This window comes from Paraliobacillus salinarum (genome assembly GCF_014083865.1).
Classification (GTDB): domain Bacteria; phylum Bacillota; class Bacilli; order Bacillales; family Amphibacillaceae; genus Paraliobacillus; species Paraliobacillus salinarum.
The window spans coordinates 32023-58246 of the sequence record NZ_JACEFA010000015.1 but is presented as its reverse complement, the minus strand read 5'-3'; the positions used below and the strand labels follow the sequence as shown (position 1 = coordinate 58246).

Below are 26224 nucleotides of genomic sequence, written 5' to 3'. Positions count from 1 at the left end.
TATGTTTTTTCCTCATTAATCCCTCCACTCCAAATTTCTCAAATACCTTTACCCATCTTTTTAATGGTGAACTGCTTTTCATACCGTGCTTCCTTGCTAATATATCATAACCCAATTTTCCATCTTGGTATTCTTTTACTAGCATTAATTTAAATTGTTCACTATATTTAGCCATAAAAATACACCCCAAAAGTTAGATTTTCACTCTAACTTTTGGGGTGCAGTACATTTGCGGTGCTTTTTTATTTCTAAAAAAATAGCTTAGTTCGATAGGAACTGAGCCATAGATTAACTATTTTAATTTTCACTTTTCCCACTAAACTACACTGTTAGTTTAAAAGAATCACTTCACAATTTCAATAGGAGTAGCATTAGTGAAATACGAATTTACAAAGTTATATGCAAGTTCTAATAATCTAACTGCTTTAAGCTCAATAATAAACTATCATCTGTAATCTTTTTAACCTTGTATAAATTTAACCTTCTGTCAATTTTTTTATCAATTTTATCTGCATCACTGAATGAAGTTCTTACTGCTTCCACTGCATAATTAAGAATTGATAACATACCTGCACTTCCTAATCCCACTCCTATACTTTCATGCTCTGGAAGATGAGTATCCATAATATTTCTTACTTCTTTATAATAGTCTCCTTTAATAAGAATATTTTCCGACTTTGCCTCTAAACCTGCTAATAACTCAGTTCGATTTTGCGCTTCATAAATTTCTATACCATTCACTTTGTCCATTTAAAATTCCACCTTTCAAGTTTCATAATAATTAGCTCGTAATAAATATACGAATATAAATAAACTAAAGTTTCACTTCTTTCAAATTTTACCTATTCAACTAAACAGCCAATTAAATTACATGTCTAATATTTGTGATAGGTAACGGAACCGAAGCTGTTCATCAGTGCTTTCTTTTTTATATGTAAGCAAAATAAGTGCTATGATAAGATGAATGTTTTTAATTCATGCATAATGGCTACATATACTTTAAGTAAAATGATAAATCGTAAGAGGTGTATAGAATGAACCATGATCAAAATAAAACTGTAGCTAAGTATTACAAGCGATCAGAAGAAAAAGCGAAAAATTATTATGAAACACTTCTTTCTAATATGGAAAAGAGCACATATGATGTTAATTTAATAAAAGATATAAAGCGCTGGAAGCAAAAGCATACCTCCATATTTTCTGCTTCATTGTTATTTATTGAGAAGAAAAGATTGGCCAAGCAAAAAGATGAAAAATATCTGAAATGGCTTGGAGAAAAAGGGAAGCTAGACAATTATTTAGAACGAAGTATTGCATATATTTATATGCGTGATTTAGGAAAAGACATTAGTGAATCACAAACAAAGCAACGTATTTCAAAAGATGTAGAAAAGTTAAAGCACCAAATCGATCAAGGAGATGACTCGCTCTCTTGTTTTAATGTCAATTATGTTTATCGTTGGGCACAGAAAGAACAAATCGAAGAAGCGATCATTTGGGTGTTCGAGAAAATAAGTATGATTACACAATATTTTCCTAAAGAAATAAATGCGGCACATGCCAAAAGAAAATTAATTAAGACTATCGTAGGAGTAGTTATGCAAGTGCTCGAAGATTTAGATGATAATGTCAGTCATGACGTACGAGTAAAGCAATTAGATCAAGCGGTTCGACTAGGATACGCGTATGGTTTAACTTATCCGTTTATTGATGATTTACTAGATTCTAATCTATTGTCTATAGAGGAGAAAAAGCAGTTTTCTAAAATGATAGAAGCAGCACTTCTTACTCGATCAGTTCCTAAAATAAACACATGGCCAGGAAAAAATCGAGAATTAATGCTATTTGTATATAGTGAATTAAGTAAAGCGTTTGAGTATATTGTTTCTCAGCAAAATAAATCATCAGTTGATAAGTTTTTTGAGCAGGCTTATGTATTTTTTCAATCACAAGAGTTAGATCGTGTGAAGCAATTGGACAATTCGAGTTACAACAATAAAGATATTTATCTCCCAATCATTTTAAAGTCAGCTTCATCAAGGTTAATTACAAGAACGGTTTTGAGCGCTGATGAAGATGAAGATAAAGAAGAACGTACTTTCTTATATGGAATCTATAATCAGTTATCTGATGATTTTTCTGATGTGTTTGACGATCTAGAAGCTGGAGCTGTCACGCCTTACACGTACTACTTAACTTATAAAGATACCCGTCCTGATTTAGTAAATCCATTTGCGTTATATTGGAATGTCGTTTCATACTTTATGTATGATGTTAATCAATCTGACCCGCTTGTTTGTGAAATTATTTTAGACCGTGCAATAAATGGTTTGAAAAGATTCAAGCGAAAAAACGGTGAGAAACAATATAGGAAAATGATGAAAAACGTAGCATTGGATAACAAAGAATTACAGCGTCTTATCGAGCAAATGGTGCAAAAAGCTAATGATGTAGATTTTTTCGATAAAAGAATAAGAGATAATATGCTTGAGACATTTCAGGTGGAGCAAGAAGAAAAGGAAAACTTTAAAGTAGAAGTCAAAACAGTTCGGGAGGATTTAAATCAATTTCTTCAGGTGTCAAACGAAAATCAACCGAAGCAATTATCAGAGAGTATAACAGATGCCGCTAATTACACACTGCAAGGAAGCGGCAAGCGATTAAGACCAGTTATGTCATGGATGATAGCAACAAAGGCTTATAACCTAGATAAAGAAGCTATTGCTCCTTTATTAAAGTCATTAGAGTATATGCATACGGCATCACTTATTTTTGATGATCTTCCAGCACAAGATAATGCTTCTGTTCGACGGGGGCGTACAACAGTCCATGAAGTTTACAATCAAGCTGTAGGTGAATTAACAGGTTTGTTTCTTACACAGCGAGCTACTTATGAACAAGCATCTTTATCAGCGTTTGATCCTGAAAAAGTACTTGAATTGATAAGATATGCATCTGAAGTGACTGCAAATATGTGTAAAGGGCAAGCAATGGATCTAGATTCCAAAGATACCAAGCTAACATTAGAGCAATTAAATACAATGTGTTTTTATAAAACTGGTTTAGGTTTTGAGGCATCTTTATTAATGCCAGCCATACTGGTTGGTATAAGTGACGAAGAAAAACAGCTGCTAAAACAGTTTGCTTACCATGCAGGAGTTGCCTTCCAAATTAAAGATGATCTATTAGATGTGGAAGGCGATAGCGAACTGCTTGGAAAAGCAAGTGGGATGGATCAACAGAATAAGCGTTCTACTTTCGTGTCTATACTCGGAGTGATAGGAGCTAAGAAAAAAATGTGGGATCATTATTGTAAAGCGCAAGAATCATTAGATCAATTACCTGCAGCCTATCATTTTTTAACCTATCTTTTAAATTACTTCATTGAGCGTGACTATTAAACAATAAATCTAAAAAACAGGAAACCTAGAATTGTAGGCTTCCTGTTATAAATTAAGCGGATTGAGTAACTTCAGAATTTTTCTGTTTCTCACTATTTATGCTAAAGCGCATAATAAGAGATGTTGCTAATGCTACAACAAGTAATCCGGCAAAAATATAGAATGTTACATTGTAGCTTTGTGTCGCGTCATTGATTGTAGCTACAAGCATTGGACCGAACACACCTGCACATGACCATGCAGTTAGTAAGTAACCATGAATTGCTCCGAGTTGCTTTGTTCCGAATAGGTCTCCAATAAATGCAGGCAAACAAGCAAAACCGCCACCGTACATAGAAATAATAACGAAAATAAATAGCTGAAATAATATCGGGTTAGAGATATTAGGTAATAGAAAGAATAATACAGTTTGTACACCAAAGAATAGAATAAATACATTGCTTCGGCCTAAGTAATCCGAAATAGATGACCAACCAATTCTTCCTAATCCATTAAAGAATCCCATAATTCCGACCATTGAAGCGGCTGCTACAACAGACATGCCTACCTTATCTTGCCCAAGTGGTGATGCGATGGAAATAAGCATAATTCCAGAAGAAATATTAATGAACATCATCACCCAAAGCAACCAGAAACGATTTGTTTTAATTGCCTCATTTGCAGTTAATTGGGACAAATCTGTTTTGATTTTTTTCTTCTTGTTTGTTTCAGCCCCTTCTTCCATTCCCTTTGGTAAATAACCTTCAGGTGGACGAACAATATAAGAAGCACCGGCTAGCATTAAAACAAGATAAGTAATCCCTAAAATAAGAAATGTTCTAGAAAGACCAACTACTGCAATTAATTCTGCTGCAACAGGACTAGCGATCAATGATCCAGCACCAAATCCCATTACTGCCATTCCTGTAGCAAGACCACGACGATCAGGGAACCATTTTACTAATGTAGAAACAGGAGCAATGTATCCAACACCAAGTCCTATTCCTCCAAGCACACCATAAGTTAGATAGTATAATGTTAACGATTCTTGACTTATAGCAAAGCTTGATCCAATCATACCGGAAGAAAATAAAATAGCTGCAAGCATAGCAGATTTTCTAGGACCCCACTTTTCTACGAATCTCCCTAATGTAGCTGCTGATAAACCTAGAAAGGCGATAGCGATTGTAAACGAAAGTGTAACTTCTTTACTGTTCCATCCTAATGCATCGGACATAGGGTTTTTAAAAACACTATATGCATATACTGAACCAATGGATAAATGAATTGCAATTGCGGATAGGGCAATAAGCCAACGATTTTTTTTCATAGAAACCTCCATATGTGTTTATGTAGTATGTTTGTCATGTAATACTATACCAAAAAAAAAGTAAATATAGAATGACTTTTATGTGAACATTCTCACGAATAATGGGGTTTTTTGTTGAAAGTGATTACAACCAATTTAAATGATATCAAATAAAATAAATCCAATCGTATTGATCGCAAAATTTGCTGCCATATGCACAAACCATGAAGTATAGATATTCTCATTTCGCTCATTTAGCCAATTAAATAAAATGCCTGCAATAAATAAGCTAACAATCAAGAGGATAAACAAGCTGATGTTAAACCATTGAATCATGATTGCGACATGATAAATAGAGAATAGTCCGGCACTGAATAAATATGCAAATTTACGACTAGAAACTTGTTTTAATGTTAAAAATGCAAACCCTCGAAAGAAAAATTCTTCTAATAATGAATTAATAAAGGAAATGTACAAGGCTACAAAAACAAAATTACTTTTAGATACACCGATGTTTGACTCAAGAGATGATGTGATGTTGGATAAATCAAAAAAAGGACCGATTAAAAAGTAGGAGCTTACTATAAGTGCATAGATGCCTATACCTAGAAGGATGGGGAATAATATTGTCTCTTTTTTAAAAATAAACAAACGAATAAATGAAGTGTTTTTGTCCATTAAGGTATAGAGAATGGGTAATAGCAAAAATAAGAGTAATTTAATTGCAGACTTAATCTGATAATCTGGTACCCAGATCGCATCAACCCAAGCCATAACAATACATCCAATAGAAATAAATAAAATAATGGAGAACGCATGTTTAGGTCTGGCCATGTTTTATCCCTCTTTGTTATACATTGATATCTTGTATTATACCATTAAGCTTATTTTTAATGAATATTTCCAATGATATGTTAATAAATAAGAAATAATGATAAAATAATCCATAGATGTTTTTTAAAGGAGGAACAGAATGAAAGAAATGTTTGATAAGCCAATGCGTTTTGCACAGATTTTAGAAACAACGATTCAAATTACCAAAAAGCACTTTTCGAAATTATTTTTAATTGCACTTATTTTTATGGGACCAATCATATTATTACAAGCATTAGGTGAGTTAATTGGCGGACGTGGTTTCTTTGTTGATATGAATTATAGCCAATTGCTGGATGCGTCCTTCGAAACTTATGAAGATCCTATGTTAGTCACATCACTTCCAGAAGATATTACGATGACTATTATTACTTTATTGGCGCTCATTTTTTATCCGATTTTATCTGCGTCGATCATTTTATTAGTGAAACGAGTAAAAGACGATGAAGCCTATACGGTTGGTGAATTAATTAAAAAGGCATTCACACGTTTTTGGCCACTTTTATGGAGCACTTTGTTGTTGGGGGTTATTGTGTTTGGGATTTTATTTATCCCGACAATGCTTATTATTACAATTGGCATCACCACTATGTTTGCTGATCCGTTAGCAGGGATAGGGATCATTATTATTTTACTTCTAATCGGATTTGTTGGGTTTGGCTTGTTATTTACCCGTTGGAGCTTTTATTTACCGGCAGTATTGTTTGATCGTGTTGCTCCAGGGTTAACTGTAAGCTGGAATTTAACAAAAGGTAGAACATGGAAATTGTTCTTATTATATGTAGTATTTATTCTCATAACACTCGTAGTTAATTTGGTGTTTGAACTTAGCGGATTATTATTAGGGGCAAGTGTGTTGTATGGTATTCTAATCAATATCGCTATTTTGCTAACCACTTTGTTTACAACAGTAGGCGGTGCGGTCATGTATTTTGATTCAGTTACTAGAAAAGATATAAATAGCTAATTTTATTTTTTTAGTTCTTTAAAGATAAAGGTTCACTAATTAAAAATAGCGATGAGATGATAGTTGACTACATGAATAAATTGTTTCATTTAAAAGACTCTAACTCGAGTCTTTTTTTATGTAATAATTTAGAACCATCAAAGTTTGCACAGAAATTAATCTATGGTAATGTGATTCATGATAAAGGAGTTGAATCACTTGAATACGAGACAATATGAAATTCTTCGTTTGCTCTTGTTAAAAGAGAGAGAATATATCTTAATCAGGGATATCGCAGAGAAGATATCTTGTTCCGAAAAAACGATACGCAATGATTGTAAAATAATTGAAGCGTTTCTAGATAATCATTACCAAGCTAAGTTAATTAGAAAGCCTGGGGCAGGTATTTCTATAAACATAGAAAAAGACGAGTTAACGCAACTTTATCAGTTTTTGCATCAACAAAACAAACAGCAATTCGATCAGAATGATTTAGTAGATGATGACTTGATGGCATTAGCCTATCAATTAGTAATGAATGAATCTCCAACATCCATTCAAGATCTTGCTAAAGATTTTTATGTTGCGAAAACTGCTATAAAAAAAGCGCTAGAATTACTTGAACCGTGGTTTGCAAAAATAGATCTTCGCATAATGATAAGACAGCGTATAGGGATCTCACTTAAAGGTTCAGAACAGAACAGAAGAGTAGCTCTAGCTACGCTAGATCAATTAGATTCAAGAAAATATATTTCTTCACCTTTTGTTTATCGTTATTTTCAAGCTCATGAGTTAGATATTTTGAGAAAAAAATTAACCCAGTTTCAAGAAAAGTATTCTTTTTTTCTAACAGATGACAGCTTTGAAAACATCACAACGTATTTATTATTAATGGTTAAACGTTCTAAAATGAGGCAATTTGTCACTATTACAGAAAAAGAAGAAATATATATAAAGGAAAAAGCTGAATATAAGTGGATTAGTAAATTTGTTTATGAGATTGGTAATGCATTTAACGTATCTATTCCTCATAATGAAATAATCTATTTGTCTATGCAAATGTTAGGGGCAAAGATTCATATTAATAAGGCTGAGCCTCGATTATTAGATGTAGAGATGGAAAAGACAGCAATAGATATTTCTAATGAATTATCTAAGCGATTGACTATTATTACATTAATTCCATTTAAACAGGATCGTCAATTATTAGAAGGGTTGAAGATTCATCTATACACAATGTTTACTCGATTAAGCCTTAGTTTGCATATGCATAACCCTCTAGTGCAAGATATAAAGAAAATGTATCCTTACATGTTTAATACACTTCTATTTGTTTTGCAAGATATGAAAAGCAGAATACCTCATGAATTACCGGAAGATGAGGTTGCTTACCTGACCTTGCATTATCAAGCAGCTGCAGAGAGGATACGCCACAAAAAACAAAAAGACCCTGAAATTGTCCTTGTTTGCCATCTGGGAATTGGGGTATCTGAAATTCTTCGTTCAAAAATTAATGTGCGTTTTCCGTTTATAAAAATTTTAGCTACATTGGCAAAACGAGAATTATCTGATTTTTTGTTAGAGCACAATCCAGATTTAATTGTAACAACCACTCCAATTGGATTAAAGAAACATCGTGAAGTGACTGTTTCTCCTCTATTTACGAAAGCCGATGAAAACAAACTAATGCACATGTTTAAAGAACAATCAAATAAACAAGTAGATAAAAATGAATTAAGCCAATTTATTGATCCTGATTTTGTCTTTTTGCAGGTTAACGTCAGCCATTATTTTGAGTTAATTGAACAGCTAGCCACCCATTTATATGAAAAAGGCTACGTTGAAAAGGATTATCCCCATCAAGTGTTGATTAGAGAAAAAAACTCAGCAACAACAATAGGTGGTGGGATTGCCATTCCACACGCTGATCCAAATTTAGTTATACATTCAACGATAGCTGTAGCTACACTAGAACAACCGATCGATTGGGATGGAGAGAAAGTATCTCTAGTATTTATGCTAGCTATTAAAAATGAAGCAATTAATAATAAAGAGCTTTTTCGACGTCTGACAGTTTTGACAGAGCAGCCAACTCTTGTGGAAAGTTTGATAAAAGAAACAAATAAATTAAAATTCCTAAAAAACATTTAATTTAAAACGAGTATACCAATATGAATAAAACTATTTTTACCACAGAAACGGAAGGAATTAAAATTTTATTTGTTTTAATTTTAAATTAAACTACCAATGTAACAGTAATATGAAAGGAGAATTTTTTATGAAATTGGTAGCGATTACCTCATGTCCAAACGGTATTGCTCATACCTATATGGCTGCTGAGAATTTGCAGAAAGCCGCAGTTGAATTAGGTTTTGACATGAAGGTCGAAACACAGGGGTCTATTGGTGTCGAGAATGAACTGTCCGCCAAAGATATTGAAGAAGCAGATGGTGTCATTATTGCAGCGGATAAAACAGTAAATAAGGATCGATTTATCGGTAAGAAGCTTGTTGCTGTAGGAGTACAAGAAGGGATTCGTAATCCTGAGAAGTTAATAAAAAAAATAAAAGATAACAAAGCTGAAGTTTATCAAGGGAATTCTAATAACGGTCATAGTAAAGAAAAAATGCCAACGCGTGCAGATAACAATAAACAAAATCCGATTTATCGCCACTTAATGAATGGTGTATCATTTATGATTCCATTTATTGTCGTCGGTGGGTTATTAATTGCAATCTCCCTAACCATTGGCGGTGTACCTGGTGAAAGTGGCATTAAAATACCAGAAGACTCTATTTGGAAGACAATTGAACAAATAGGTGCTGCGTCCTTTAGTTTTATGGTTCCAATACTAGCTGGTTATATCGCTTATAGTATTGCGGATCGTCCCGGTTTAGCACCAGGTATGATCGGTGGTTTTATTGCAGCAAACGGGAGTTTTTATGGTAGTGAAGCAAGTGCAGGGTTTTTAGGAGGAATTATAGCTGGTTTCATAGCTGGTTATGTTGCGTTATGGATTAAGAAAATTAAAGTGCCAAAAATGGTACAGCCTATCATGCCAATTATAATTATACCTGTATTAGCTTCACTTATTGTAGGTTTAGCATTTGTTCTTTTAATTGGAGCTCCAGTCGCACAAGTATTTGAGTCACTGACAAACTGGTTAGCGAGTATGCAAGGAACAAGCTCAATCTTGTTAGCATTGATATTAGGTGCCATGATTTCCTTTGATATGGGTGGTCCAGTAAATAAAGTTGCTTTCTTATTTGGTTCTGCAATGATCGCAGAAGGAAACTATGAAATTATGGGGCCAATTGCTGTTGCTATAGCAGTACCACCAATTGGTCTGGGACTTGCTACGTTTATGTTTAAAAATAAATTTGAATCTGCACAGCGTGAAACTGGTAAAGCATCATTTACAATGGGTCTGTTTGGTATTACAGAAGGTGCCATCCCATTTGCTGCTCAAGATCCATTACGGGTGATTCCTAGTATTATGATTGGTTCAATGACCGGTTCTGTTATAGCAATGGTGAGTAACGTAGGTGACCGAGTAGCTCACGGAGGTCCCATTGTAGGATTTTTAGGAGCGGTCGATAATGTGTTTATGTTCTTTGTAGCAATTATCGTTGGTTCTTTTGTTGCGGCATTTATGATCAAATTACTTAAAAAAGATGTTTATTCTTCTAATGAAACTGTTGGAGCAGAGGATAAGGCGAAAGGTGAGGCGGAAGACAATCATCACACTGAAGAAATAAAACAGACTAAAAGTGAAGAGAATAAAGCACAATCCGTTGAAATAAATAAGCTGACAGATATTTTAACAATAGATTTAATTGATACGGAATTAAAAGCTGATTCGAGAGATGATATTATTGATGAAATGATAGAAAAACTTGATGAAAATGGTGCTGTAACTTCCAAACGGAGCTTTAAGCAAGCTATCTTAGCTCGTGAAGAAGAAAGTAGTACAGGGATCGGTATGAATGTTGCTATACCACACGGAAAATCTGATGCTGTTACAAAGCCTCGTGTTGTTTTTGGAATTAAATCAGAAGGTGTAGATTGGTATAGTTTGGATGGATCTATGGCTAAGCTGATCTTTATGATTGCTGTACCAAAGCATGCAGAAGGGGATGCGCATTTAAAAATACTTCAAATGTTATCACGTAAGTTAATGGATGATGCATTCCGTGACAAGTTATTAGATGTACGCTCAAAAGAAGAAGCATATGAATTGTTAGATGAAATTAAATAGATGATGAACAAAAAACAGTTAGTACACGTGAATCGTGAGCTAACTGTTTCTTTTGAGAGAAATATAATTAAAATATATGCTGTTTAGCTTAGTTAATCAAAGCTTGTAATGGAGCCGGAATTCGTCCGCCTCTTTGGATCATTTTTGCTGAACTAAATGGATTGACACCCATTACTGGAGCGCGGCCTAACAATCCACCGAATTCAACCGTGTCACCTTCTGTTTTCCCGATGACAGGAATAACGCGTACGGCTGTTGTCTTCTTGTTGATCATTCCGATTGCAGCTTCATCTGCTATGATTGCTGACAATGTTTCTGGTGAAACATCACCTGTTAGTGCAATCATATCTAATCCAACTGAACAAACACATGTCATTGCTTCTAGTTTTGATAAAGTAAGGGAATTATCTTCTATCCCTTTAATCATTCCATTATCTTCACTGACTGGAATGAACGCACCACTTAATCCACCAACATACGAACTAGCCATCGCGCCACCTTTTTTAACTGCATCATTCATCAATGCTAATGCGGCAATTGTACCGTGTGTACCAACACGTTCTAAACCAATTTCTTCTAAAATTTCAGCGACACTGTCATTCATTGCATTGGTTGGTGCTAAGGATAAATCCATAATACCAAATGGAACATCAAGGCGTTTCGCTACTTCACGACCGAGCAATTCGCCAGCGCGCGTAATTTTGAATGCTGTTTTCTTAATAATGTCTGATACTTCACCTAAGTCAACATCAGGATAACGTTTCAATGCATTAAGAACAACACCAGGGCCACTTACGCCAACGCTCAATACAGCTTCTCCTTCTCCAGCGCCATGAAAAGCACCAGCCATAAATGGGTTGTCTTCAACTGGGTTACAGAAGGCAACAAATTTTGCACAACCGATACTACTATTGTCTTTTGTATTCTCAGCTGTTTCTTTAATGATCGTTCCTAACTGTTTTACTGCATCCATATTAATCCCTGTTCTGGTTGTACCAATAGATACAGAAGCACAAACACGTTCGGTTACACTTAATGCTTCAGGTAATGCATCAAGTAATGTTTGATCTCCCTTTGTAATCCCTTTATGTACAAGAGCAGAAAAACCACCAATAAAATCTACGCCAACTTTTTTAGCAGCTTGATCTAGTGTTTTTGCTAGTTCAACTGCTTCTTTGGGTGTATGGTTTCCAAGAATTTCAGCGATTGGTGTGATGGAAATTCGTTTATTAATGATTGGAATACCATATTCTTTTTCTACTTGTTCAGCTACAGGCTTCAAATTTGCTGCATAAGTTGTTATTTTATTGTAAACATTTTCTTGTACTTTTTTAAAATCCGAATCGGCACAATCACGAAGGCTGATGCCCATTGTTACTGTACGTATGTCCAAGCTTTCCATTTGTACCATACGGATCGTTTCTTGAATTTCTGTAAATGCAACTGCCATTTTTAACTCTCTCCTTTACACACGGTGCATGGATTTAAATACATCTTCTAATTGAATGCTAATTGTTAGATCAAGTTCTTCTTCGATTACTTTGAAATCTTTCATTAGATGATCTAAATCTGCTGTGTCCTTTATATCGATGAGCATAATCATCGTAAAGAAATCTTGTAATATAGTTTGGCTAATATCAAGGATGTTCATGTGATTATTAGCTAGAACGGTCGTTACTTTTGAAATAATTCCAACCTGGTCTTTTCCAAGTACACTTACTACTGCACGTTTTTGCATTTTTCTTTCACCTCATCAGTAAATTAAAATAAAAAAGATTGAAGAATGTTCTTCAATCCTAGCGACAATAACAGCATACATACCATTGTGTTATGTCTTCTGTCCTGTTGCCTGAGATTGTGAATCCTTCGGCGCCGCTAGAACGAACTCTCCAGAAGTTGCTCCTATTATAGTGTAACCCATAATAATCATCGCAGTATATAATTTATTTCGATCAATAAAAAGATAGTAACAGTTTCATGTAGGAACGTCAATAGATAAGCCATTAAATTGGAAAAGGGACACGCGATTGCGTATCCCTCATAAATAACTTACCAATTTTCACAAGTGTAAAATTAAATTTAATTGTTTTTGATTAAATTGCCGCGGTATGTTCCACCTGGATGCTTTTAACCTAAACGATATAAGCCCTACCTCTCTTATATTCTTACGACTCCTAAGTCGATCCAGTGTGAATAAGTCTTGCTATTCGTATATAATGTTCCGTTTTACATACATTGAAAAACATTGGCAGATGCCAAAATTCTAACTTGCTTCATAAATATCTAGTAAAGCGTTACATGCTATTATCTAATAAATATTGTTGTTTGTCAAGTATATCTTTATATATTATTCGTAATTCATGGTATAGTTAGTGTAGCGAAATGAATGGAGGGTTTATCTAATGAATGAAAAGAATATTCGCTTAATTGCGTTAGATTTAGATGGGACAGTATTACATACGGATCATACGGTTTCAAAGGAAAATGAGCGCGCAATCAAACAAGCGATAGAAAATGATGTGGAAGTTATATTTGCAACCGGGAGGCATTATAGCACCTGTGTGGATTATGCCAGAACATTGGGAGTGAAGTACCTCATAACTGTTAATGGGGGAGAAATTTGGACAACAGATGGTGAGCTTTTGGACAGAAATCCATTGCCGCAACAAGCTTTGGATAAATTTAAAAAAATTCATCATACATACAGTCCTTGGACTTGGTTAGTTTCGACTGATAAAGTATGGAGAAACGAACACCCAAGTGATTATGATGCGCACACATGGCTAAAATACGGCTTTGATATAACAGAAGATAAAGTTAGAGAAAGTATTATAGAGGAATTAGCCGTTGAAACAGATATAGAAGTCACTAACTCAAGCCCTACTAATTTAGAGGTGAATGCAGTTGGGATTAACAAAGCTAGAGCGATTGAGAAATTATGTGCGAAACTAGATATTAATATGAAGCATGTGATGGCGATGGGCGATAGCATGAATGATATCAAGATGATCGAAGAGGCTGGTTTTGGTGTTGCGATGGAAAATGCGCAAGACGAAGTGAAAAAGGTAGCTGATTGGGTTACAACGCACCACACAAAACATGGTGTAGCTCAAGCTATTAATAAATGGGTGATTGAATAATTGGACTTTTCTAAAAATTATTTATTGCATGATTGGGCGTTTTGTTATAAGTTAGTAGATGGAGTATCAGTTGCATGAAGGCAAGTTTCCACGTATCATAGAAAACGGAATACATAACAAAGGAGCGAACAAAATGGCAAAACAGCAATTTGGAGTTATAGGCCTAGCTGTAATGGGTAAAAACCTAGCGCTTAATGTTGAAAGTAGAGGCTACGGTGTTTCTGTATTCAACAGAACATATCAAAAAACAGCGGACTTTTTGAATAATGAAGCAAAGAATAAAAACTTTGTAGGTGCGGAGACAATTGAAGAATTTGTTGACTCTTTAGAAAAACCTCGCAAAATTATGTTAATGGTAAAAGCCGGTCCTGCGACGGATGCAACGATTGAGTCGTTAAAACCGTTGTTAGATAAAGGGGATATTATCATTGATGGTGGAAATACATTTTATCAAGATACCATTCGTAGAAATAAAGAGCTGGATCAATCAGGCATTCATTTTATTGGAACAGGTGTTTCTGGTGGAGAAGAAGGCGCGTTAAAGGGACCTTCCATTATGCCAGGTGGACAAAAAGAAGCTTACGATTTTGTAGCGCCGATCTTTGAATCTATTTCTGCAAAAGTAGAAGGTGAATCTTGCGTTACTTACATCGGGCCAAATGGAGCAGGACATTATGTGAAAATGGTCCATAACGGCATTGAATATGGTGACATGCAATTAATTGGTGAAGCATATTTCATTATGAAGCATGTATTAGGGTATGATGCGGATAAGCTACACCAAGTATTTGCTGATTGGAACAAAGGCGAGTTAGATAGTTATCTAATTGAAATTACTGCAGATATTTTTACGAAAAAAGATGAAGAGACTGGCAAGCCGATGGTTGATGTAATCTTAGATACAGCTGGTCAAAAAGGAACTGGAAAATGGACAAGTCAAAGCTCATTAGATCTTGGTGTTCCATTACCAGTAATTACAGAGTCTGTGTTTGCTCGTTTTATTTCAGCAATGAAAGAAGAACGCGTGAAAGCAAGCAAAATTCTTCAAGGCCCATCTGCACAAGATAAGGCATATGAAGGTAATGAAGATGAGTTAGTTGAAGCGATCCGTAAAGCTCTTTATATGAGTAAGATCGTTTCCTATGCACAAGGTTTCGCACAAATGCGTGCAGCTTCTGAGGAAAATGATTGGAACCTACGCTATGGAGATATTGCAATGATTTTCCGTGGCGGATGTATTATTCGTGCACAATTCTTACAGAAAATTAAAGAAGCATATGACCGTGATCCAGCATTGGCAAACCTATTGCTAGATCCTTATTTTAAAGAGATTGTTGAAACATATCAGTCATCTCTTCGTAAAGTACTTGCTATTGCGATGGAACGTGGAATTCCGGTTCCAGGTTTTGCGAGTGCCCTAGCATACTTTGATAGCTATCGTACAGAAACGCTTCCGGCAAACTTATTACAAGCACAACGCGATTACTTCGGTGCTCATACGTATCAACGTATTGACAAAGAAGGCGTATTCCATACAGAATGGCTTGACTAAGCCTATTAAAAACCAACTCATAATTGAGTTGGTTTTTTGTTTCGAAGCGATGTAAGTAAACGGTAATTAGATGTTATTTTATGTTAAAATAAATATGGAGTTTGTGAAGGAACTTTCTTAAACTAACGGAGCGGGTTAGTTTAAGAAGAACAAATAAATATATGGTGAAATTTTAATGAAAAATAGGGGGAATGAAATGAGTAATTCTGTAAATTTTAAAATTTGGACGATCTGCATGATTCAAAAGGAAGACAAAGTTTTACTACTTGATAGACAACACGATAATTTCAAAGGATTTATTCCACCAGGTGGAAAAGTTGAATTTCCTGAAAGTATAGTAGATAGTGCGATTAGAGAAGTTAAAGAGGAAACAGGCTTAGAGGTATGTAACCTCATTTATAAAGGTCTTTATGAATATGTAAATCCAGTTGCTATGGATAGATATATGATTTTTAATTACATTACAAAAGATTTCAAAGGGGAACTACTTGAAGAACCACCAGAAGAAAAAGTAGTTTGGGTAAATATAGAGGAAGCATATAACCTTCCAATGCAAGAATCTATTCGAAGAAGATTCCCATTGTTTTTTGAAGACGGAACATTTGAGGTTCAAGTTGAATGGAATCATGAAGATAATAAAGAGGGTAAAGTCACAATAAAGAATACATAACGAAAAAATCTTGTTCAACTAAAGGGTGCGTTATTTTACCTTTTACACAAACGGAAGCTTTAATTTAACAAATTGTTACTACCGTTGTTATGCTAACTGGATAGTTAGTGAGACAAGTATTGAAAAGAACAAAATAGGATTATATTTTTGTGTTTGACGGGATAGGGTTGTTTGCTTCTTATTTTATTTGTTTTGTTTTGGCTATGTGATGGGGTAAATGTGCGTTACGCCAATAAAGATGATATTAGTGGAACAGAAAATATAAAAAAACAAACGCTTGGACATTAAAATGCACAAGCGTTTGTTTTTTTAAAATAAATTATAACTCCCACCAGTGATGGTTACTAGCTTCTAGTAATTCATCAGCTGCTTTGGGACCGTTTGTGCCTGATTTATAGTTTGGAAAATCGGCTTTTTTCTCTTCCCATGCTTTAGAGATGATATCAATGTACTTCCAAGAGAGAGCTACCTCATCCCAGTGTACGAAGTTCGTTGAGTCACCATGTAAGCAATCGTTTAATAATACTTCATATGCTTCTGGTGAGTAACTATCTTTTGCATAATTTTTATCATAATACATGGTAATCGGTTTACTTGTCGTATCATAATCACCTTTTTTAGCATTCAAGTGTAAGGTGATCTTCTCATTTGGATGTGCTTGAATAACTAGCAAGTTTGGATCAATTGTGTCGCCTTTTTCTTTATAGAGGTTGATCGGTAAATCTTTAAATTGGATCACAATTTCTGTTGACTTTTTCGCCATGCGTTTTCCTGTTCGAACATAGAACGGAACGCCAGCCCATCGGAAATTATCAATCATAAATTTAGCGGCAACATAGGTTTCAGTGTTGGAATCAGGATCAACCCCGTTACTATCGCGATAAGCGTCAACCTTTTCGCCATCCAATTCTCCCTCATCATATTGCCCACGAACAAAGTATTGATCTACATCACTTTCATCAATGGACTTTAAGCTACGTAATACTTTGATCTTCTCATATCGAATATCATCTGGATTAAGTCTAGCTGGTGGTTCCATTGCTAACAAAGAAACCATTTGTAACATATGGTTCTGGACCATGTCACGCAATGCACCAGACTCATCGTAATAACGTCCGCGTTCTTCTACTCCAAGTGTTTCACTGGATGTTACTTGAATGTTTGAAATGTATTGGTTGTTCCATAAAGGCTCAAACATTGCATTAGCAAACCGTACAACTTCAATATTTTGAATCATATCTTTGCCTAAATAGTGATCAATTCGATAAATTTGATCTTCATCAAAAGCTTGACGAATTTGGTTGTTTAACTGTTGCGCAGTTTCAAAGTTATGACCGAACGGTTTTTCAATAATTAGTCGTGTCCAGCCTTTATTGTCTGTAACCCCTTGTGATTTTAAATTAGCTGCAATTGTTCCAAAGAAATTAGGTGCCATAGCTAAATAAAATAATCTATTACCATTTGTTTCGTGTTTCTCATCTAGTTCATTAATTAATGCGTTTAGCTTTTGGTAATGCGTAAGATCTTGCACATCAAATGGATTGTAATGGAAGTGCGAAGCGAAATCATCTGGGTTAATATGAGGGTCATCAAATTCCTCAATTGATTTCTTTATATTATTACGAAAATCTTCATTTGTAAGTGGTCTTCTAGCAACACCAATTACGGCGAAGTTCTCAGATAGCTTACCATTTCGGTATAAGCGATATAGTGATGGATAAAGCTTACGGTTCGCTAAATCACCAGTCGCTCCGAAAATAATCATTACTGCTTTTGGCGTATGGTATGTCATTGACTATTACTACCTCACTTTTTTAATTTAATTAAATAAATTGATTTAACTACATGACTATCTCAAAATGTTATACAATAAGAGATAGTATGTGTAATTGTAGAAACGAAATTAGTTACCTAATATACAATATCATGTAACGAAATGTAGTTAAACTATTTTACACTGTGTTATAGAAACGGATATATTTTTTAGCTATGTACTATAGTATCATGTATTCAGAAAATAACAAATATTTTTTAAAATTTAGCTGGAGGTTTATTATGAAGCAGTATAAAGGTTTTTTAATTGATTTAGATGGCACGATGTATAAAGGTACAGAGAAAATTGATGCGGCGATAGCTTTTGTTAAAGAATTGCACGACAAAAATATGCCTTATCTATTCGTGACGAATAACTCCACAAAGCATCCAAAAGAGGTAGCAGAGAAATTACAAGACATGGATGTACCAGCAACTGAAGAGCAAGTATTCACGACAAGTATGGCAACAGCATCCTACATAGCTGAACAACAAGCCGGTGCGCGTGTGTACGCGATTGGGGAGGAAGGTTTGCACCATGCTTTAGCTGAAGAAGGTTTACAGTCAGCTGACGAAGATGTGGATTTTGTAGTCATGGGACTGGATCGTTCGATTACATATGAAAAGTTAGCAATCGGTGCGTTAGAAATCCGGAAAGGTGCAACTTTTATCGCAACGAATGGTGATGTAGCATTACCAACAGAACGAGGCTTCTTGCCAGGTTCAGGTTCATTAATTTCCGTGTTGTCTGTTACTACAGGTGTAAAACCAAAATTTATTGGGAAACCAGAATCGATTATAGTGGAACAAGCTTTGGAAGTGCTAGGCACTAGTAAAGAAGAGACACTTATGATTGGTGATAACTATCATACAGATATTCTAGCTGGAATAAACGCTGGAATTGACTCTTTATTAGTTTATTCCGGTGTCACAACGAAAGAAGAGGTAGAGACGATAGAAGTAAAGCCGACACACTCCATCGACAGTTTAGCTGAGTGGACAATAGAATAACTTAAAGAGAATGATCTCTGCCGTGTCTCTTCTATAAATAATACGTATTGAATATGGTGATGGTTATTATCTTGTTCTCTTTTGGAGTTCAAAGAGATCGTCCAATTTTTCAATTGCATAAGCATGTGCATCATCAATTGCTTGATTATAAATAATCGGCGCAATCTCTTCAAGAATGAAATCAAGTGTAAAAGAGGCAGCTAATTCGCCGACTTCTAGATCGTGAGTTGCTTCATAATGATGTTGTATTTGTCTTATTAGTGCTTGTTTTGTTTCTTTCGTTAACGTTATTGAATGAGACATTACATTGCTCCTTATCTATTTTTATTTAGTATATCAAAGGAAAAGGTGGATTAGTATGGCGAATATAAAATATGAAATTGTAAAAACTATTGGTGTCCTTTCAGAATCAAGCACGGGGTGGAGAAAAGAATTAAATCTTATCTCATGGAATGAGCGCGAGCCGAAGTTTGACCTAAGGGACTGGGCACCTGATTATGAAAAGATGGGAAAAGGAATCACCTTATCTGAAGAGGAAGTAAAGCAGTTAAAAGCTTTATTAGAAACATTGGATTAGTTTTATTTTAATTTTTAGCTTGTCGTGTTGTAATAACGGGTATAGGTTATTAATGATCACAATATCTTTAGTCAGAGGAGAGAGTTTTATGTTTAAAAATCTTTTTGGAAAAAAAGAAGAAGCAGCTAATACAGAAGTTGTGCTTGCACCTGTAACAGGCGAACTTGTTTCTTTAGAGGAAGTACCAGATCCAACCTTTTCAGAAAAAATGATGGGGGATGGGATTGCTTTTAAACCTACGAATGGTGAATTTGTTGCTCCGGTTTCAGGCGAGATTGTTAATTTGTTTCCGACGAAGCATGCGATAGGTATTTTATCAGAAGCTGGCGTGGAATATTTATTACACATTGGATTAGAAACAGTTTCTTTAGAAGGACAAGGATTTGAGGCTCATGTGAAACAAGGAGACAAAGTCAAAGCAGGCGATAAATTGGTAACAGTTGATTTAGATTTTGTAGCAGAAAAAGCAGCTACCATTACACCGCTTGTTATAACAAATGAAGTAGAATCACTAGACAAAGAAACTTCCAAAACCGTCACAAGAGGAGAAACAACCGTACTAACCGTACACACAAAATAATGGGACAAAGGGGTCAGACCCCTTTGCCCCATTATTTTGTTGCTTTTTGTAGTTTTTGAATCATTTTTAAAGATTTTCCTGTACCGATGGCAACGGATTCTAACGGATTGTCAGCCAAGTGAACAGGAACATGAATTTTACTTGATAACCATTCTTGCATGCCTTTTATCAATGCGCCACCACCCGTGATTGTAATTCCGTGATCGACAATGTCACCACTTAGTTCAGGTGGACAGCTTTCTAAAGTAGCGTGTATTGTTTCTAGAATGGATAATAGCGATTCTTGTAAGGCGTCTTGGATCTGTGTGGAGGTTACCGTGATCACATGAGGTAATCCTGTTACTAGATCACGCCCTCTTACTTCCATGGATTCTTCAGGATGGTCAATAAGCGCATAGCCAATTTCCATCTTTATTTTTTCAGCCGTACTTTCCCCGATCAAGATGTTGAAATGACGACGAATGTACTGAATGATTTCTTCGTCTAATTTGTCACCGCCGACTCTGGCGGATTTACAAGACACTACGCCACCAAAAGAAATAATAGCGACTTCACTAGTTCCTCCGCCGATATCAACAATAACACTAGCAATTGGCTCATCTACCGGTAGGTCAGAACCGATAGCTGCTGCAATGGGCTCTTCGATTAGGTGTACTTCTTTAGCGCCATAGCTTTTTACTGCATTATGGATGGCTCTTCTTTCTACTGATGTGCTCCCTGAAGGTGTACAAACAACAACAGTAGGCTTTCGCATGGATACACCAGCTTTTTTACTTACTTTCTTTAAAATTTCTTTTAACATTTGTGCTGTAATATCATAGTCGGCGATTACCCCATCTCTTAATGGGCGAATCGGAATGATGTGCCTGGGGGTTTTACCGACCATTTCTTTTGCTTCTTTACCAACAGCAACTACTTGATTATTTTGAGAGTTAATAGCAACCACTGAAGGTTCATTTAAAATAATTCCTTTTGATTTTGTATATACTAAAATATTTGCTGTTCCTAAATCTATTCCAATTTCAGCATTTGATAACATGCGACTTCCTCCAATGATGTTCATATTTCAATCATAGCAATTCTTAGTTTTACTAATTTTTATGGGGGTCGGGTAACATTTCGATAAATATTTCCCTTTAAATATGATATTGTACCCGTACATTATTGTCTTAGTTTTAACAAAAAAGAGGTAGCTATACGAGCCACCTCCGTGTTTAGGTTAATTTTGTTTTTCGTCTAGCAAATTTGCAAGGACTGGTGTTTTGAATTTTTCAATTTTCCTACCTTCCAAACGTCGAATGCCAATACGCTTTAACTGCTCGACATACCAACCTTTACTTCCAATATGCATATTGCTCATCCTTTCATTTCAAACTTAACGGCATTGTAACATCTGAATTGATTCACGAAAAGTCATGTGCATTCCATCTTTGGAAAAAATATTTTATAATAGAAGGTGGACTGTTTATTTCTAATATTTTATCTGAGGAGCGCTATGGAATATGGCGGTTTTTATGGGATAAAGGTCTATGTCAAATTAAAAAATATAGAGCTGAGATATAGATTCAGTTGGAGAGGTGTAGTTTTGAAAACAATTATTATTTATTTGTATGCGGGGTTATTAGTTTTAAAAAGTTTTCCTAAATTAATGAAGGTAAGGCGTATACCGGATCATGTTCCATTTAGTGAAAAGAGAGGTCAGATTTTCGCAACACCAAAAGAAGTGTCGCAAAAAGTATTTAAACGAACGAAATCAACCATTGATGTTGAGGGGATGGATAAGCTTCCAGAAGGACCGGTGTTATTTGTTGCGAATCACCAAGGAATGTTTGATATCCTAGTTCTCCTAGGCTATGTTGATAAGCCATTAGGGTTCATCGCAAAAAAAGAAATTAAGAAAATTCCAATCATATCTTCATGGATGGAAGAACTGAAATGTGTATTTATTGATCGTTCAAATAGAAGGGCTGCGATCAAAGTGATTGATGACGGGATTGCAAGCTTAAAGGCAGGTCAATCTATGGTGATTTTTCCAGAAGGAACTAGAAGTCGTGGGGGAGAGGTTCAAACCTTTAAGTCAGGTAGCCTTCGCTTAGCAACAAGAGCAAATGTGCCCATCGTTCCAATTGCTATAAATGGTACATATAAACTTCTAGAAGCAAATGATATGAAAATGAAAGGTGACCATGTTCGTTTGACGGTATGTGATCCCATCATGCCAGATCAATATAAAGAAATGAAAAGTCATACAATAGCAGAACAGCTTCAGCAGACCATTCAATCTGCTATTTCAAGCCAGTCCAAATAGGCATCATGATGTTTAGGAATAATAAGCCAAATATTTTCAATAATAGCAGTTTTTTCGTATAATGAAGACTAATTTAACAGGATAGGTGGTATAGATATGATAAATGTATTATTTGTTTGTTTAGGTAATATTTGTAGATCTCCAATGGCAGAAGCGGTTTTTCGTCGATTAGTAGAAGAAGAGGGCATTGCTGATAAATTCCATATTGACTCTGCTGGAATTGGAGACTGGCATGTCGGTAATCCGCCTCATGAAGGAACAAGAAAAATTTTGGAGCAAAGAAATATCTCTTATGAAGGTATGCAAGCAAGGCAAGTTGTGAAAGCGGACTGGGAAAAGTTCGATTATATTGTTGCGATGGATCAACAAAACATGCATGACTTAGAAGCGATCGAGAAAGAGGTTGAGGGTGTAAAGGTTGCTAGATTAATGGATTATGTAGAGAAAGCAGAAGAGGAAAATGTGCCAGATCCATATTTCACAAAGAACTTTGATTACACGTATCATTTAGTAGACAAAGGTTGTAAAGCGCTACTTGCGGAAATTAAACAAGAGAGAGGTGTATAAACATGAAGAAGAATCTATTAGCAAAAGGAATGATCGTAGGTGCTGTTGTTGGAGGCGCGTTAACACTTCTAGACCGTGATACACGAATGTCTGTGAAAGGGAAATTGAAAAATGTTAATCAAAAAACAACCTTTTTCATGACACATCCATCTGATTTTGTTTCCGAAGTTAGAAATCAATACGAAACGGTTTCTAGAACAATGCTTGATGGTTTTGATACAGCGATCGCTTTAATTAGCAAATTTGAAAAAACAGTTGAGCAAATCGAAGAAAAAAGAAACATAAATTAAATAGTGTCATCATATGTTGAAATGTTGGTTCATACGGTGGAGCGCAGAAAATAGTTGAGAGGGCGAATATAGGGTATGCAAAAAGCTGCTTCTTTTATAAAACAATTGATTATACGAATAAATGAAGATGATGTAGCTGGATTGTCGGCACAATTAGCTTATTTTTTATTACTTTCTCTATTTCCCTTCTTAATTTTTTTGGTGACTTTGATTGGGTATATTCCATTAGATAACGTAGATGTTATTGGATTCTTTTCTGCGTACGCCCCGGCTGAGATATTAGAGCTAATTGAGACAAATATTGATCACATATCAGAACAGCGTAATGGTGGTTTGTTGTCTATCGGGATTATTGGTACGCTATGGTCAGCGTCCAATGGAATCAATGCGATTATGCGAGCATTTAATAAAGCATATGATGTAGAAGAAAATCGTTCTTTTATTGTTTCGCGCCTGATCGCGATCGTCTTGACTATTGCCATGCTGCTGGTTATTGTAATGGCATTCCTTCTGCCTATATTCGGAAAGCAAATAGGTATTTTTATATTTTCATTTTTGGGCTTATCAGCAGGTTTTCTTGAAATTTGGAACACGTTGCGTTGGGTGATTTCTTCTTTTGTCTTGTTTGTTGTTCTTTTAGCACTATACAAGCTTGCTCCTAACAAACGGGTGAGTTTTAGAAACGTTGCAGTAGGTGCTGTATTTGCTACAATTGGCTGGCAACTTGTATCCCTGGCTTTTTCGTATTACGTGACGACGCTCGGAAATTATTCGGCTACATATGGAAGCTTAGGTAGTGTCATTGTATTAATGATTTGGTTCTTTATTTCCGGAATGATTATCATAGTGGGTGGCGAGATTAACGCCTTACTAAAAGAGCAATACCCTAAAATAAAAGGCAAATAAAAAGGCTAAGACAAAATGTTATTTCATTCTGTCTTAGCCTTTTTTGGTTGTACAACGATCTTATTAATTATTATTTAAGTAATCGCAATCCGTTTAATATAACTAGAATTGTACTTCCTTCATGTCCAATAACTCCAAGCGGCAAATCAATGGATTGTGTAAGGTTAGCCACAATTAGTGTAAGAATAACAGCAATAGAAAAATAAATATTTTGTTTAACAATTCGATTCATTCGCTTGGAAAGCTTTCTCGCATGTACGATTTTACTTAATTGATTTTGCATTAGAATAATATCAGCTGCTTCAATCGATACATCTGTTCCTGCCCCCATCGCAATTCCAACATCTGCTGTAGCAAGCGCTGGGGCATCATTAATTCCATCACCAATCATAGCAATTGAGTCATGCGATTTTTTTAATTTATCAATCTGTTCTTGTTTGTCTTTAGGCATACATAAAGCAATATACGAGTCAATGCCTGTTTCTTCTGCAATTGCTTGCGCTGTACTATTGTTGTCTCCCGTTAGCATTACCGTATAGATTCCAGCTTTTTTGAACGCTTGAATTGCCTCTTTCGTATCCTGTCTCACTTCATCCTTTAGTGCGATAAGTCCAATGATTTGCTGGTTTTTACCGATATATACAATCGATTTTGCTTGTTTCGCTAATCCTTCCCCTTCCTTAATAAAGGATAATGATTGCTTATCTTTTTCAAACAATTTTTCATTCCCGATCTGCCATGTATCTTCTTGATATCTAGCATAAACGCCTTTTCCTGATTCTTCTTGCATTTGATCTAATGAAATATCTGATCTTATTTCGTTTTGATTGCAATAAGTAACGATTGCTTGTGCTAATGGATGATTTGATTCTTTTTCAATTGTTGAAACGATAGATAGTACTTCATTTGCGTTTACGGATGAATCAAATAGTGTGTCAGTTACCGTAGGTTTCCCATATGTGAGTGTACCTGTTTTATCAAATGCGATGGCATTAACTGAACTTAGTTGTTCAATGTGTACGCCGCCTTTAAATAAAATTCCATTCCTTGCTCCGTTCGAAATAGCGGATAAGCTTGCTGGCATGATTGATGCGACAAGTGCACAAGGTGAGGCTACAACAAGTAAAACCATTGCTCGGTAAAACGTGTCAATCCAGCTCCAACCTAATAAATAATGTGGCAAAAACATCATAATAGCAACACTAATTAAGACTACTTTGACATAGGTACTTTCAAATCGCTCAATAAATAGTTGTGACGGTGATTTCTGTTGTTGCGCAGTTTGTACAAGCTTTATAATTTGCTGAACAAAAGAATCTTTTATTTCCTTTGTAATGGAAATATACAAACTGCCACTCAAGTTCACTGTTCCAGCATAAACTTCATCACCATTCGTTTTAGTAACGGGAAAAGCTTCGCCAGTTAGTGCGCTCTCATCTAACGTGGAAGTTCCTTTTTCAATACTTCCATCTGCCGGAACGCGTTCACCAGGTTTGATTAATATGATATCTCGTTGTTTTAACTCATCAACGGGAATCAGCTTTTCTGTCCCATCTTGGATGACTAATGCTTGCTTTGGTTGCAAATTTATAAGAGAAGATAATTCTTTTTCGCTTTTTTGCATGGTATATGTTTCTAGAGCACCTGATAAAGAAAAAATGAATATAAGAATTGCGCCTTCTTCCCAATAACCAATAGTAGCTGATCCAATAGCAGCCAAGATCATTAATAATTCCACATTCAATGTTCGATGTTCGATTGTATCTTCTATGCCCTCTTTTGCTTTGGCGTATCCGCCGATAATAAAAGCAGCTATCATTAAACTAACCCAAAACGGATAAGGGATGATGTCTTTTATTAACCATGCTACTAAAATAATTAAGCCGCTTCCGATAGCAGCAATTAATTCATGGTGTTTTTTAAGAAAAGTTAGTGATAGACTCTTGTTGATAATCATTATAAATAACCCCTTCGATATGATTGTTTTTTTATTCTAATTGATAATTAATATAATTTAAGATAAATATACAGTTGATTTTATTGCA

General features: G+C 35.3%; 25 protein-coding genes and 1 riboswitch. Of the genes, 14 read left to right on the top strand and 11 right to left on the bottom strand.

The window, feature by feature from the left end; genetic code table 11:
* The coding region (locus tag HP569_RS14630; protein ID WP_182199881.1) for a transposase at positions 1 to 175 on the bottom strand (175 nt) is incomplete at its 3' end.
* A gap of 233 nt (positions 176 to 408) precedes the next feature.
* A complete protein-coding gene (locus HP569_RS12385) occupies positions 409 to 750 on the bottom strand; it encodes a hypothetical protein (protein WP_182201489.1) in 342 nt (113 codons plus the stop codon).
* Between the two features lie 284 nt (positions 751 to 1034).
* Here HP569_RS12385 and HP569_RS12380 point away from each other — a divergent pair, with 284 nt between their 5' ends.
* Positions 1035 to 3401 carry a polyprenyl synthetase family protein gene (locus HP569_RS12380; RefSeq protein ID WP_182201488.1) on the top strand — a complete coding sequence of 789 codons (2367 nt, stop codon included), beginning with the start codon at positions 1035 to 1037 and terminating at the stop codon, positions 3399 to 3401.
* Between the two features lie 52 nt (positions 3402 to 3453).
* On the opposite strand, the gene HP569_RS12375 is transcribed toward HP569_RS12380, so the two are convergent.
* Both HP569_RS12375 and HP569_RS12370 read right to left on the bottom strand, forming a co-directional pair.
* Positions 3454 to 4710, bottom strand: coding sequence for an L-lactate MFS transporter (locus tag HP569_RS12375; protein ID WP_246367204.1), 1257 nt, complete (start codon positions 4708 to 4710; stop codon positions 3454 to 3456).
* 135 nt (positions 4711 to 4845) lie between these two features.
* Positions 4846 to 5523 carry a CPBP family intramembrane glutamic endopeptidase gene (locus HP569_RS12370; protein WP_220464469.1) on the bottom strand — a complete coding sequence of 226 codons (678 nt, stop codon included), beginning with the start codon at positions 5521 to 5523 and terminating at the stop codon, positions 4846 to 4848.
* A 139-nt stretch (positions 5524 to 5662) separates the two neighbouring features.
* Here HP569_RS12370 and HP569_RS12365 point away from each other — a divergent pair, with 139 nt between their 5' ends.
* The 3 genes from HP569_RS12365 (at position 5663) to HP569_RS12355 (ending at position 10766) form a co-directional block, all read left to right on the top strand.
* Entirely contained in the window at positions 5663 to 6529 is an 867-nt protein-coding gene (locus tag HP569_RS12365) for a DUF7847 domain-containing protein (RefSeq protein ID WP_182201486.1), read from the top strand.
* 198 nt (positions 6530 to 6727) lie between these two features.
* Positions 6728 to 8659 carry a BglG family transcription antiterminator gene (locus HP569_RS12360; protein WP_182201485.1) on the top strand — a complete coding sequence of 644 codons (1932 nt, stop codon included), beginning with the start codon at positions 6728 to 6730 and terminating at the stop codon, positions 8657 to 8659.
* A 127-nt stretch (positions 8660 to 8786) separates the two neighbouring features.
* Positions 8787 to 10766, top strand: a complete 1980-nt coding sequence (locus HP569_RS12355) for a PTS fructose transporter subunit IIABC (protein ID WP_182201484.1) — start codon at positions 8787 to 8789, stop codon at positions 10764 to 10766.
* An 88-nt stretch (positions 10767 to 10854) separates the two neighbouring features.
* On the opposite strand, the gene HP569_RS12350 is transcribed toward HP569_RS12355, so the two are convergent.
* Together HP569_RS12350 and HP569_RS12345 are read right to left on the bottom strand one after the other, a co-directional pair.
* Positions 10855 to 12216 (bottom strand): PFL family protein, encoded by a 1362-nt coding sequence (locus HP569_RS12350; RefSeq protein ID WP_182201483.1) that lies wholly within the window; start codon positions 12214 to 12216, stop codon positions 10855 to 10857.
* Between the two features lie 15 nt (positions 12217 to 12231).
* Positions 12232 to 12504, bottom strand: a complete 273-nt coding sequence (locus HP569_RS12345) for an ACT domain-containing protein (RefSeq protein ID WP_182201482.1) — start codon at positions 12502 to 12504, stop codon at positions 12232 to 12234.
* Between the two features lie 89 nt (positions 12505 to 12593).
* Positions 12594 to 12669, bottom strand: a riboswitch (glycine riboswitch).
* Positions 12670 to 13168: 499 nt separating this feature from the next.
* Here HP569_RS12345 and HP569_RS12340 point away from each other — a divergent pair.
* The 3 genes from HP569_RS12340 to HP569_RS12330 all read left to right on the top strand — a co-directional run bounded on the left by HP569_RS12340 (position 13169) and on the right by HP569_RS12330 (position 16128).
* A complete protein-coding gene (locus tag HP569_RS12340) occupies positions 13169 to 13906 on the top strand; it encodes a Cof-type HAD-IIB family hydrolase (protein WP_182201481.1) in 738 nt (245 codons plus the stop codon).
* 133 nt (positions 13907 to 14039) lie between these two features.
* The gene (gene gndA / locus HP569_RS12335) at positions 14040 to 15458 is read left to right on the top strand and encodes an NADP-dependent phosphogluconate dehydrogenase (RefSeq protein ID WP_182201493.1); all 1419 of its coding nucleotides are present in this window, start codon (positions 14040 to 14042) and stop codon (positions 15456 to 15458) included.
* 196 nt (positions 15459 to 15654) lie between these two features.
* Entirely contained in the window at positions 15655 to 16128 is a 474-nt protein-coding gene (locus HP569_RS12330) for an 8-oxo-dGTP diphosphatase (RefSeq protein WP_182201480.1), read from the top strand.
* Positions 16129 to 16447: 319 nt separating this feature from the next.
* Here HP569_RS12330 and zwf read toward each other — a convergent pair whose 3' ends face one another.
* Positions 16448 to 17920 (bottom strand): glucose-6-phosphate dehydrogenase, encoded by a 1473-nt coding sequence (gene zwf / locus HP569_RS12325; RefSeq protein WP_182201479.1) that lies wholly within the window; start codon positions 17918 to 17920, stop codon positions 16448 to 16450.
* Between the two features lie 263 nt (positions 17921 to 18183).
* On the opposite strand from zwf, the gene HP569_RS12320 reads away from it, so the two are divergent.
* Positions 18184 to 18951: a TIGR01457 family HAD-type hydrolase gene (locus tag HP569_RS12320; protein WP_182201478.1), complete on the top strand. Its 768-nt coding sequence runs from the start codon at positions 18184 to 18186 to the stop codon at positions 18949 to 18951.
* A gap of 66 nt (positions 18952 to 19017) precedes the next feature.
* On the opposite strand, the gene HP569_RS12315 is transcribed toward HP569_RS12320, so the two are convergent.
* Positions 19018 to 19254, bottom strand: coding sequence for a DUF2164 domain-containing protein (locus HP569_RS12315; protein ID WP_182201477.1), 237 nt, complete (start codon positions 19252 to 19254; stop codon positions 19018 to 19020).
* A 55-nt stretch (positions 19255 to 19309) separates the two neighbouring features.
* On the opposite strand from HP569_RS12315, the gene HP569_RS12310 reads away from it, so the two are divergent.
* Together HP569_RS12310 and HP569_RS12305 are read left to right on the top strand one after the other, a co-directional pair.
* Positions 19310 to 19528, top strand: a complete 219-nt coding sequence (locus tag HP569_RS12310) for a YdbC family protein (protein WP_182201476.1) — start codon at positions 19310 to 19312, stop codon at positions 19526 to 19528.
* A gap of 88 nt (positions 19529 to 19616) precedes the next feature.
* Positions 19617 to 20108, top strand: a complete 492-nt coding sequence (locus tag HP569_RS12305; protein WP_182201475.1) for a PTS sugar transporter subunit IIA — start codon at positions 19617 to 19619, stop codon at positions 20106 to 20108.
* Positions 20109 to 20139: 31 nt separating this feature from the next.
* Here the strand turns inward: HP569_RS12305 and mreBH are convergent, their stop codons facing one another.
* Positions 20140 to 21147, bottom strand: coding sequence for a rod-share determining protein MreBH (mreBH, locus tag HP569_RS12300; protein ID WP_281366462.1), 1008 nt, complete (start codon positions 21145 to 21147; stop codon positions 20140 to 20142).
* Positions 21148 to 21327: 180 nt separating this feature from the next.
* Positions 21328 to 21459 (bottom strand): YflJ family protein, encoded by a 132-nt coding sequence (locus HP569_RS12295; protein ID WP_182201474.1) that lies wholly within the window; start codon positions 21457 to 21459, stop codon positions 21328 to 21330.
* 234 nt (positions 21460 to 21693) lie between these two features.
* On the opposite strand from HP569_RS12295, the gene HP569_RS12290 reads away from it, so the two are divergent.
* From HP569_RS12290 to HP569_RS12275, 4 genes are all read left to right on the top strand, one after another.
* Positions 21694 to 22416, top strand: a complete 723-nt coding sequence (locus HP569_RS12290; protein WP_182201473.1) for a lysophospholipid acyltransferase family protein — start codon at positions 21694 to 21696, stop codon at positions 22414 to 22416.
* 96 nt (positions 22417 to 22512) lie between these two features.
* Positions 22513 to 22983 (top strand): low molecular weight protein-tyrosine-phosphatase, encoded by a 471-nt coding sequence (locus tag HP569_RS12285; RefSeq protein ID WP_182201472.1) that lies wholly within the window; start codon positions 22513 to 22515, stop codon positions 22981 to 22983.
* A 2-nt stretch (positions 22984 to 22985) separates the two neighbouring features.
* Positions 22986 to 23273: a hypothetical protein gene (locus HP569_RS12280; RefSeq protein ID WP_182201471.1), complete on the top strand. Its 288-nt coding sequence runs from the start codon at positions 22986 to 22988 to the stop codon at positions 23271 to 23273.
* A 75-nt stretch (positions 23274 to 23348) separates the two neighbouring features.
* A complete protein-coding gene (locus HP569_RS12275; RefSeq protein WP_182201470.1) occupies positions 23349 to 24179 on the top strand; it encodes a YihY/virulence factor BrkB family protein in 831 nt (276 codons plus the stop codon).
* Positions 24180 to 24249: 70 nt separating this feature from the next.
* Here the strand turns inward: HP569_RS12275 and HP569_RS12270 are convergent, their stop codons facing one another.
* Positions 24250 to 26136, bottom strand: coding sequence for a heavy metal translocating P-type ATPase (locus HP569_RS12270; RefSeq protein ID WP_182201469.1), 1887 nt, complete (start codon positions 26134 to 26136; stop codon positions 24250 to 24252).
* Positions 26137 to 26224 lie beyond the last annotated feature (88 nt).

Excerpts from the sequence above, each read along its gene's own strand:
- HP569_RS12385 (WP_182201489.1), bottom strand. The coding sequence starts at position 750 with ATGGACAAAGTGAATGGTATAGAAATTTATGAAGCGCAAAATCGAACT.
- HP569_RS12380 (WP_182201488.1), top strand. The coding sequence starts at position 1,035 with ATGAACCATGATCAAAATAAAACTGTAGCTAAGTATTACAAGCGATCA.
- HP569_RS12375 (WP_246367204.1), bottom strand. The coding sequence starts at position 4,710 with ATGAAAAAAAATCGTTGGCTTATTGCCCTATCCGCAATTGCAATTCAT.
- HP569_RS12370 (WP_220464469.1), bottom strand. The coding sequence starts at position 5,523 with ATGGCCAGACCTAAACATGCGTTCTCCATTATTTTATTTATTTCTATT.
- HP569_RS12365 (WP_182201486.1), top strand. The coding sequence starts at position 5,663 with ATGAAAGAAATGTTTGATAAGCCAATGCGTTTTGCACAGATTTTAGAA.
- HP569_RS12355 (WP_182201484.1), top strand. The coding sequence starts at position 8,787 with ATGAAATTGGTAGCGATTACCTCATGTCCAAACGGTATTGCTCATACC.
- HP569_RS12350 (WP_182201483.1), bottom strand. The coding sequence starts at position 12,216 with ATGGCAGTTGCATTTACAGAAATTCAAGAAACGATCCGTATGGTACAA.
- HP569_RS12345 (WP_182201482.1), bottom strand. The coding sequence starts at position 12,504 with ATGCAAAAACGTGCAGTAGTAAGTGTACTTGGAAAAGACCAGGTTGGA.
- HP569_RS12340 (WP_182201481.1), top strand. The coding sequence starts at position 13,169 with ATGAATGAAAAGAATATTCGCTTAATTGCGTTAGATTTAGATGGGACA.
- gndA (WP_182201493.1), top strand. The coding sequence starts at position 14,040 with ATGGCAAAACAGCAATTTGGAGTTATAGGCCTAGCTGTAATGGGTAAA.
- HP569_RS12330 (WP_182201480.1), top strand. The coding sequence starts at position 15,655 with ATGAGTAATTCTGTAAATTTTAAAATTTGGACGATCTGCATGATTCAA.
- zwf (WP_182201479.1), bottom strand. The coding sequence starts at position 17,920 with ATGACATACCATACGCCAAAAGCAGTAATGATTATTTTCGGAGCGACT.
- HP569_RS12320 (WP_182201478.1), top strand. The coding sequence starts at position 18,184 with ATGAAGCAGTATAAAGGTTTTTTAATTGATTTAGATGGCACGATGTAT.
- HP569_RS12315 (WP_182201477.1), bottom strand. The coding sequence starts at position 19,254 with ATGTCTCATTCAATAACGTTAACGAAAGAAACAAAACAAGCACTAATA.
- HP569_RS12310 (WP_182201476.1), top strand. The coding sequence starts at position 19,310 with ATGGCGAATATAAAATATGAAATTGTAAAAACTATTGGTGTCCTTTCA.
- HP569_RS12305 (WP_182201475.1), top strand. The coding sequence starts at position 19,617 with ATGTTTAAAAATCTTTTTGGAAAAAAAGAAGAAGCAGCTAATACAGAA.
- mreBH (WP_281366462.1), bottom strand. The coding sequence starts at position 21,147 with ATGTTATCAAATGCTGAAATTGGAATAGATTTAGGAACAGCAAATATT.
- HP569_RS12295 (WP_182201474.1), bottom strand. The coding sequence starts at position 21,459 with ATGCATATTGGAAGTAAAGGTTGGTATGTCGAGCAGTTAAAGCGTATT.
- HP569_RS12285 (WP_182201472.1), top strand. The coding sequence starts at position 22,513 with ATGATAAATGTATTATTTGTTTGTTTAGGTAATATTTGTAGATCTCCA.
- HP569_RS12280 (WP_182201471.1), top strand. The coding sequence starts at position 22,986 with ATGAAGAAGAATCTATTAGCAAAAGGAATGATCGTAGGTGCTGTTGTT.
- HP569_RS12275 (WP_182201470.1), top strand. The coding sequence starts at position 23,349 with ATGCAAAAAGCTGCTTCTTTTATAAAACAATTGATTATACGAATAAAT.
- HP569_RS12270 (WP_182201469.1), bottom strand. The coding sequence starts at position 26,136 with ATGATTATCAACAAGAGTCTATCACTAACTTTTCTTAAAAAACACCAT.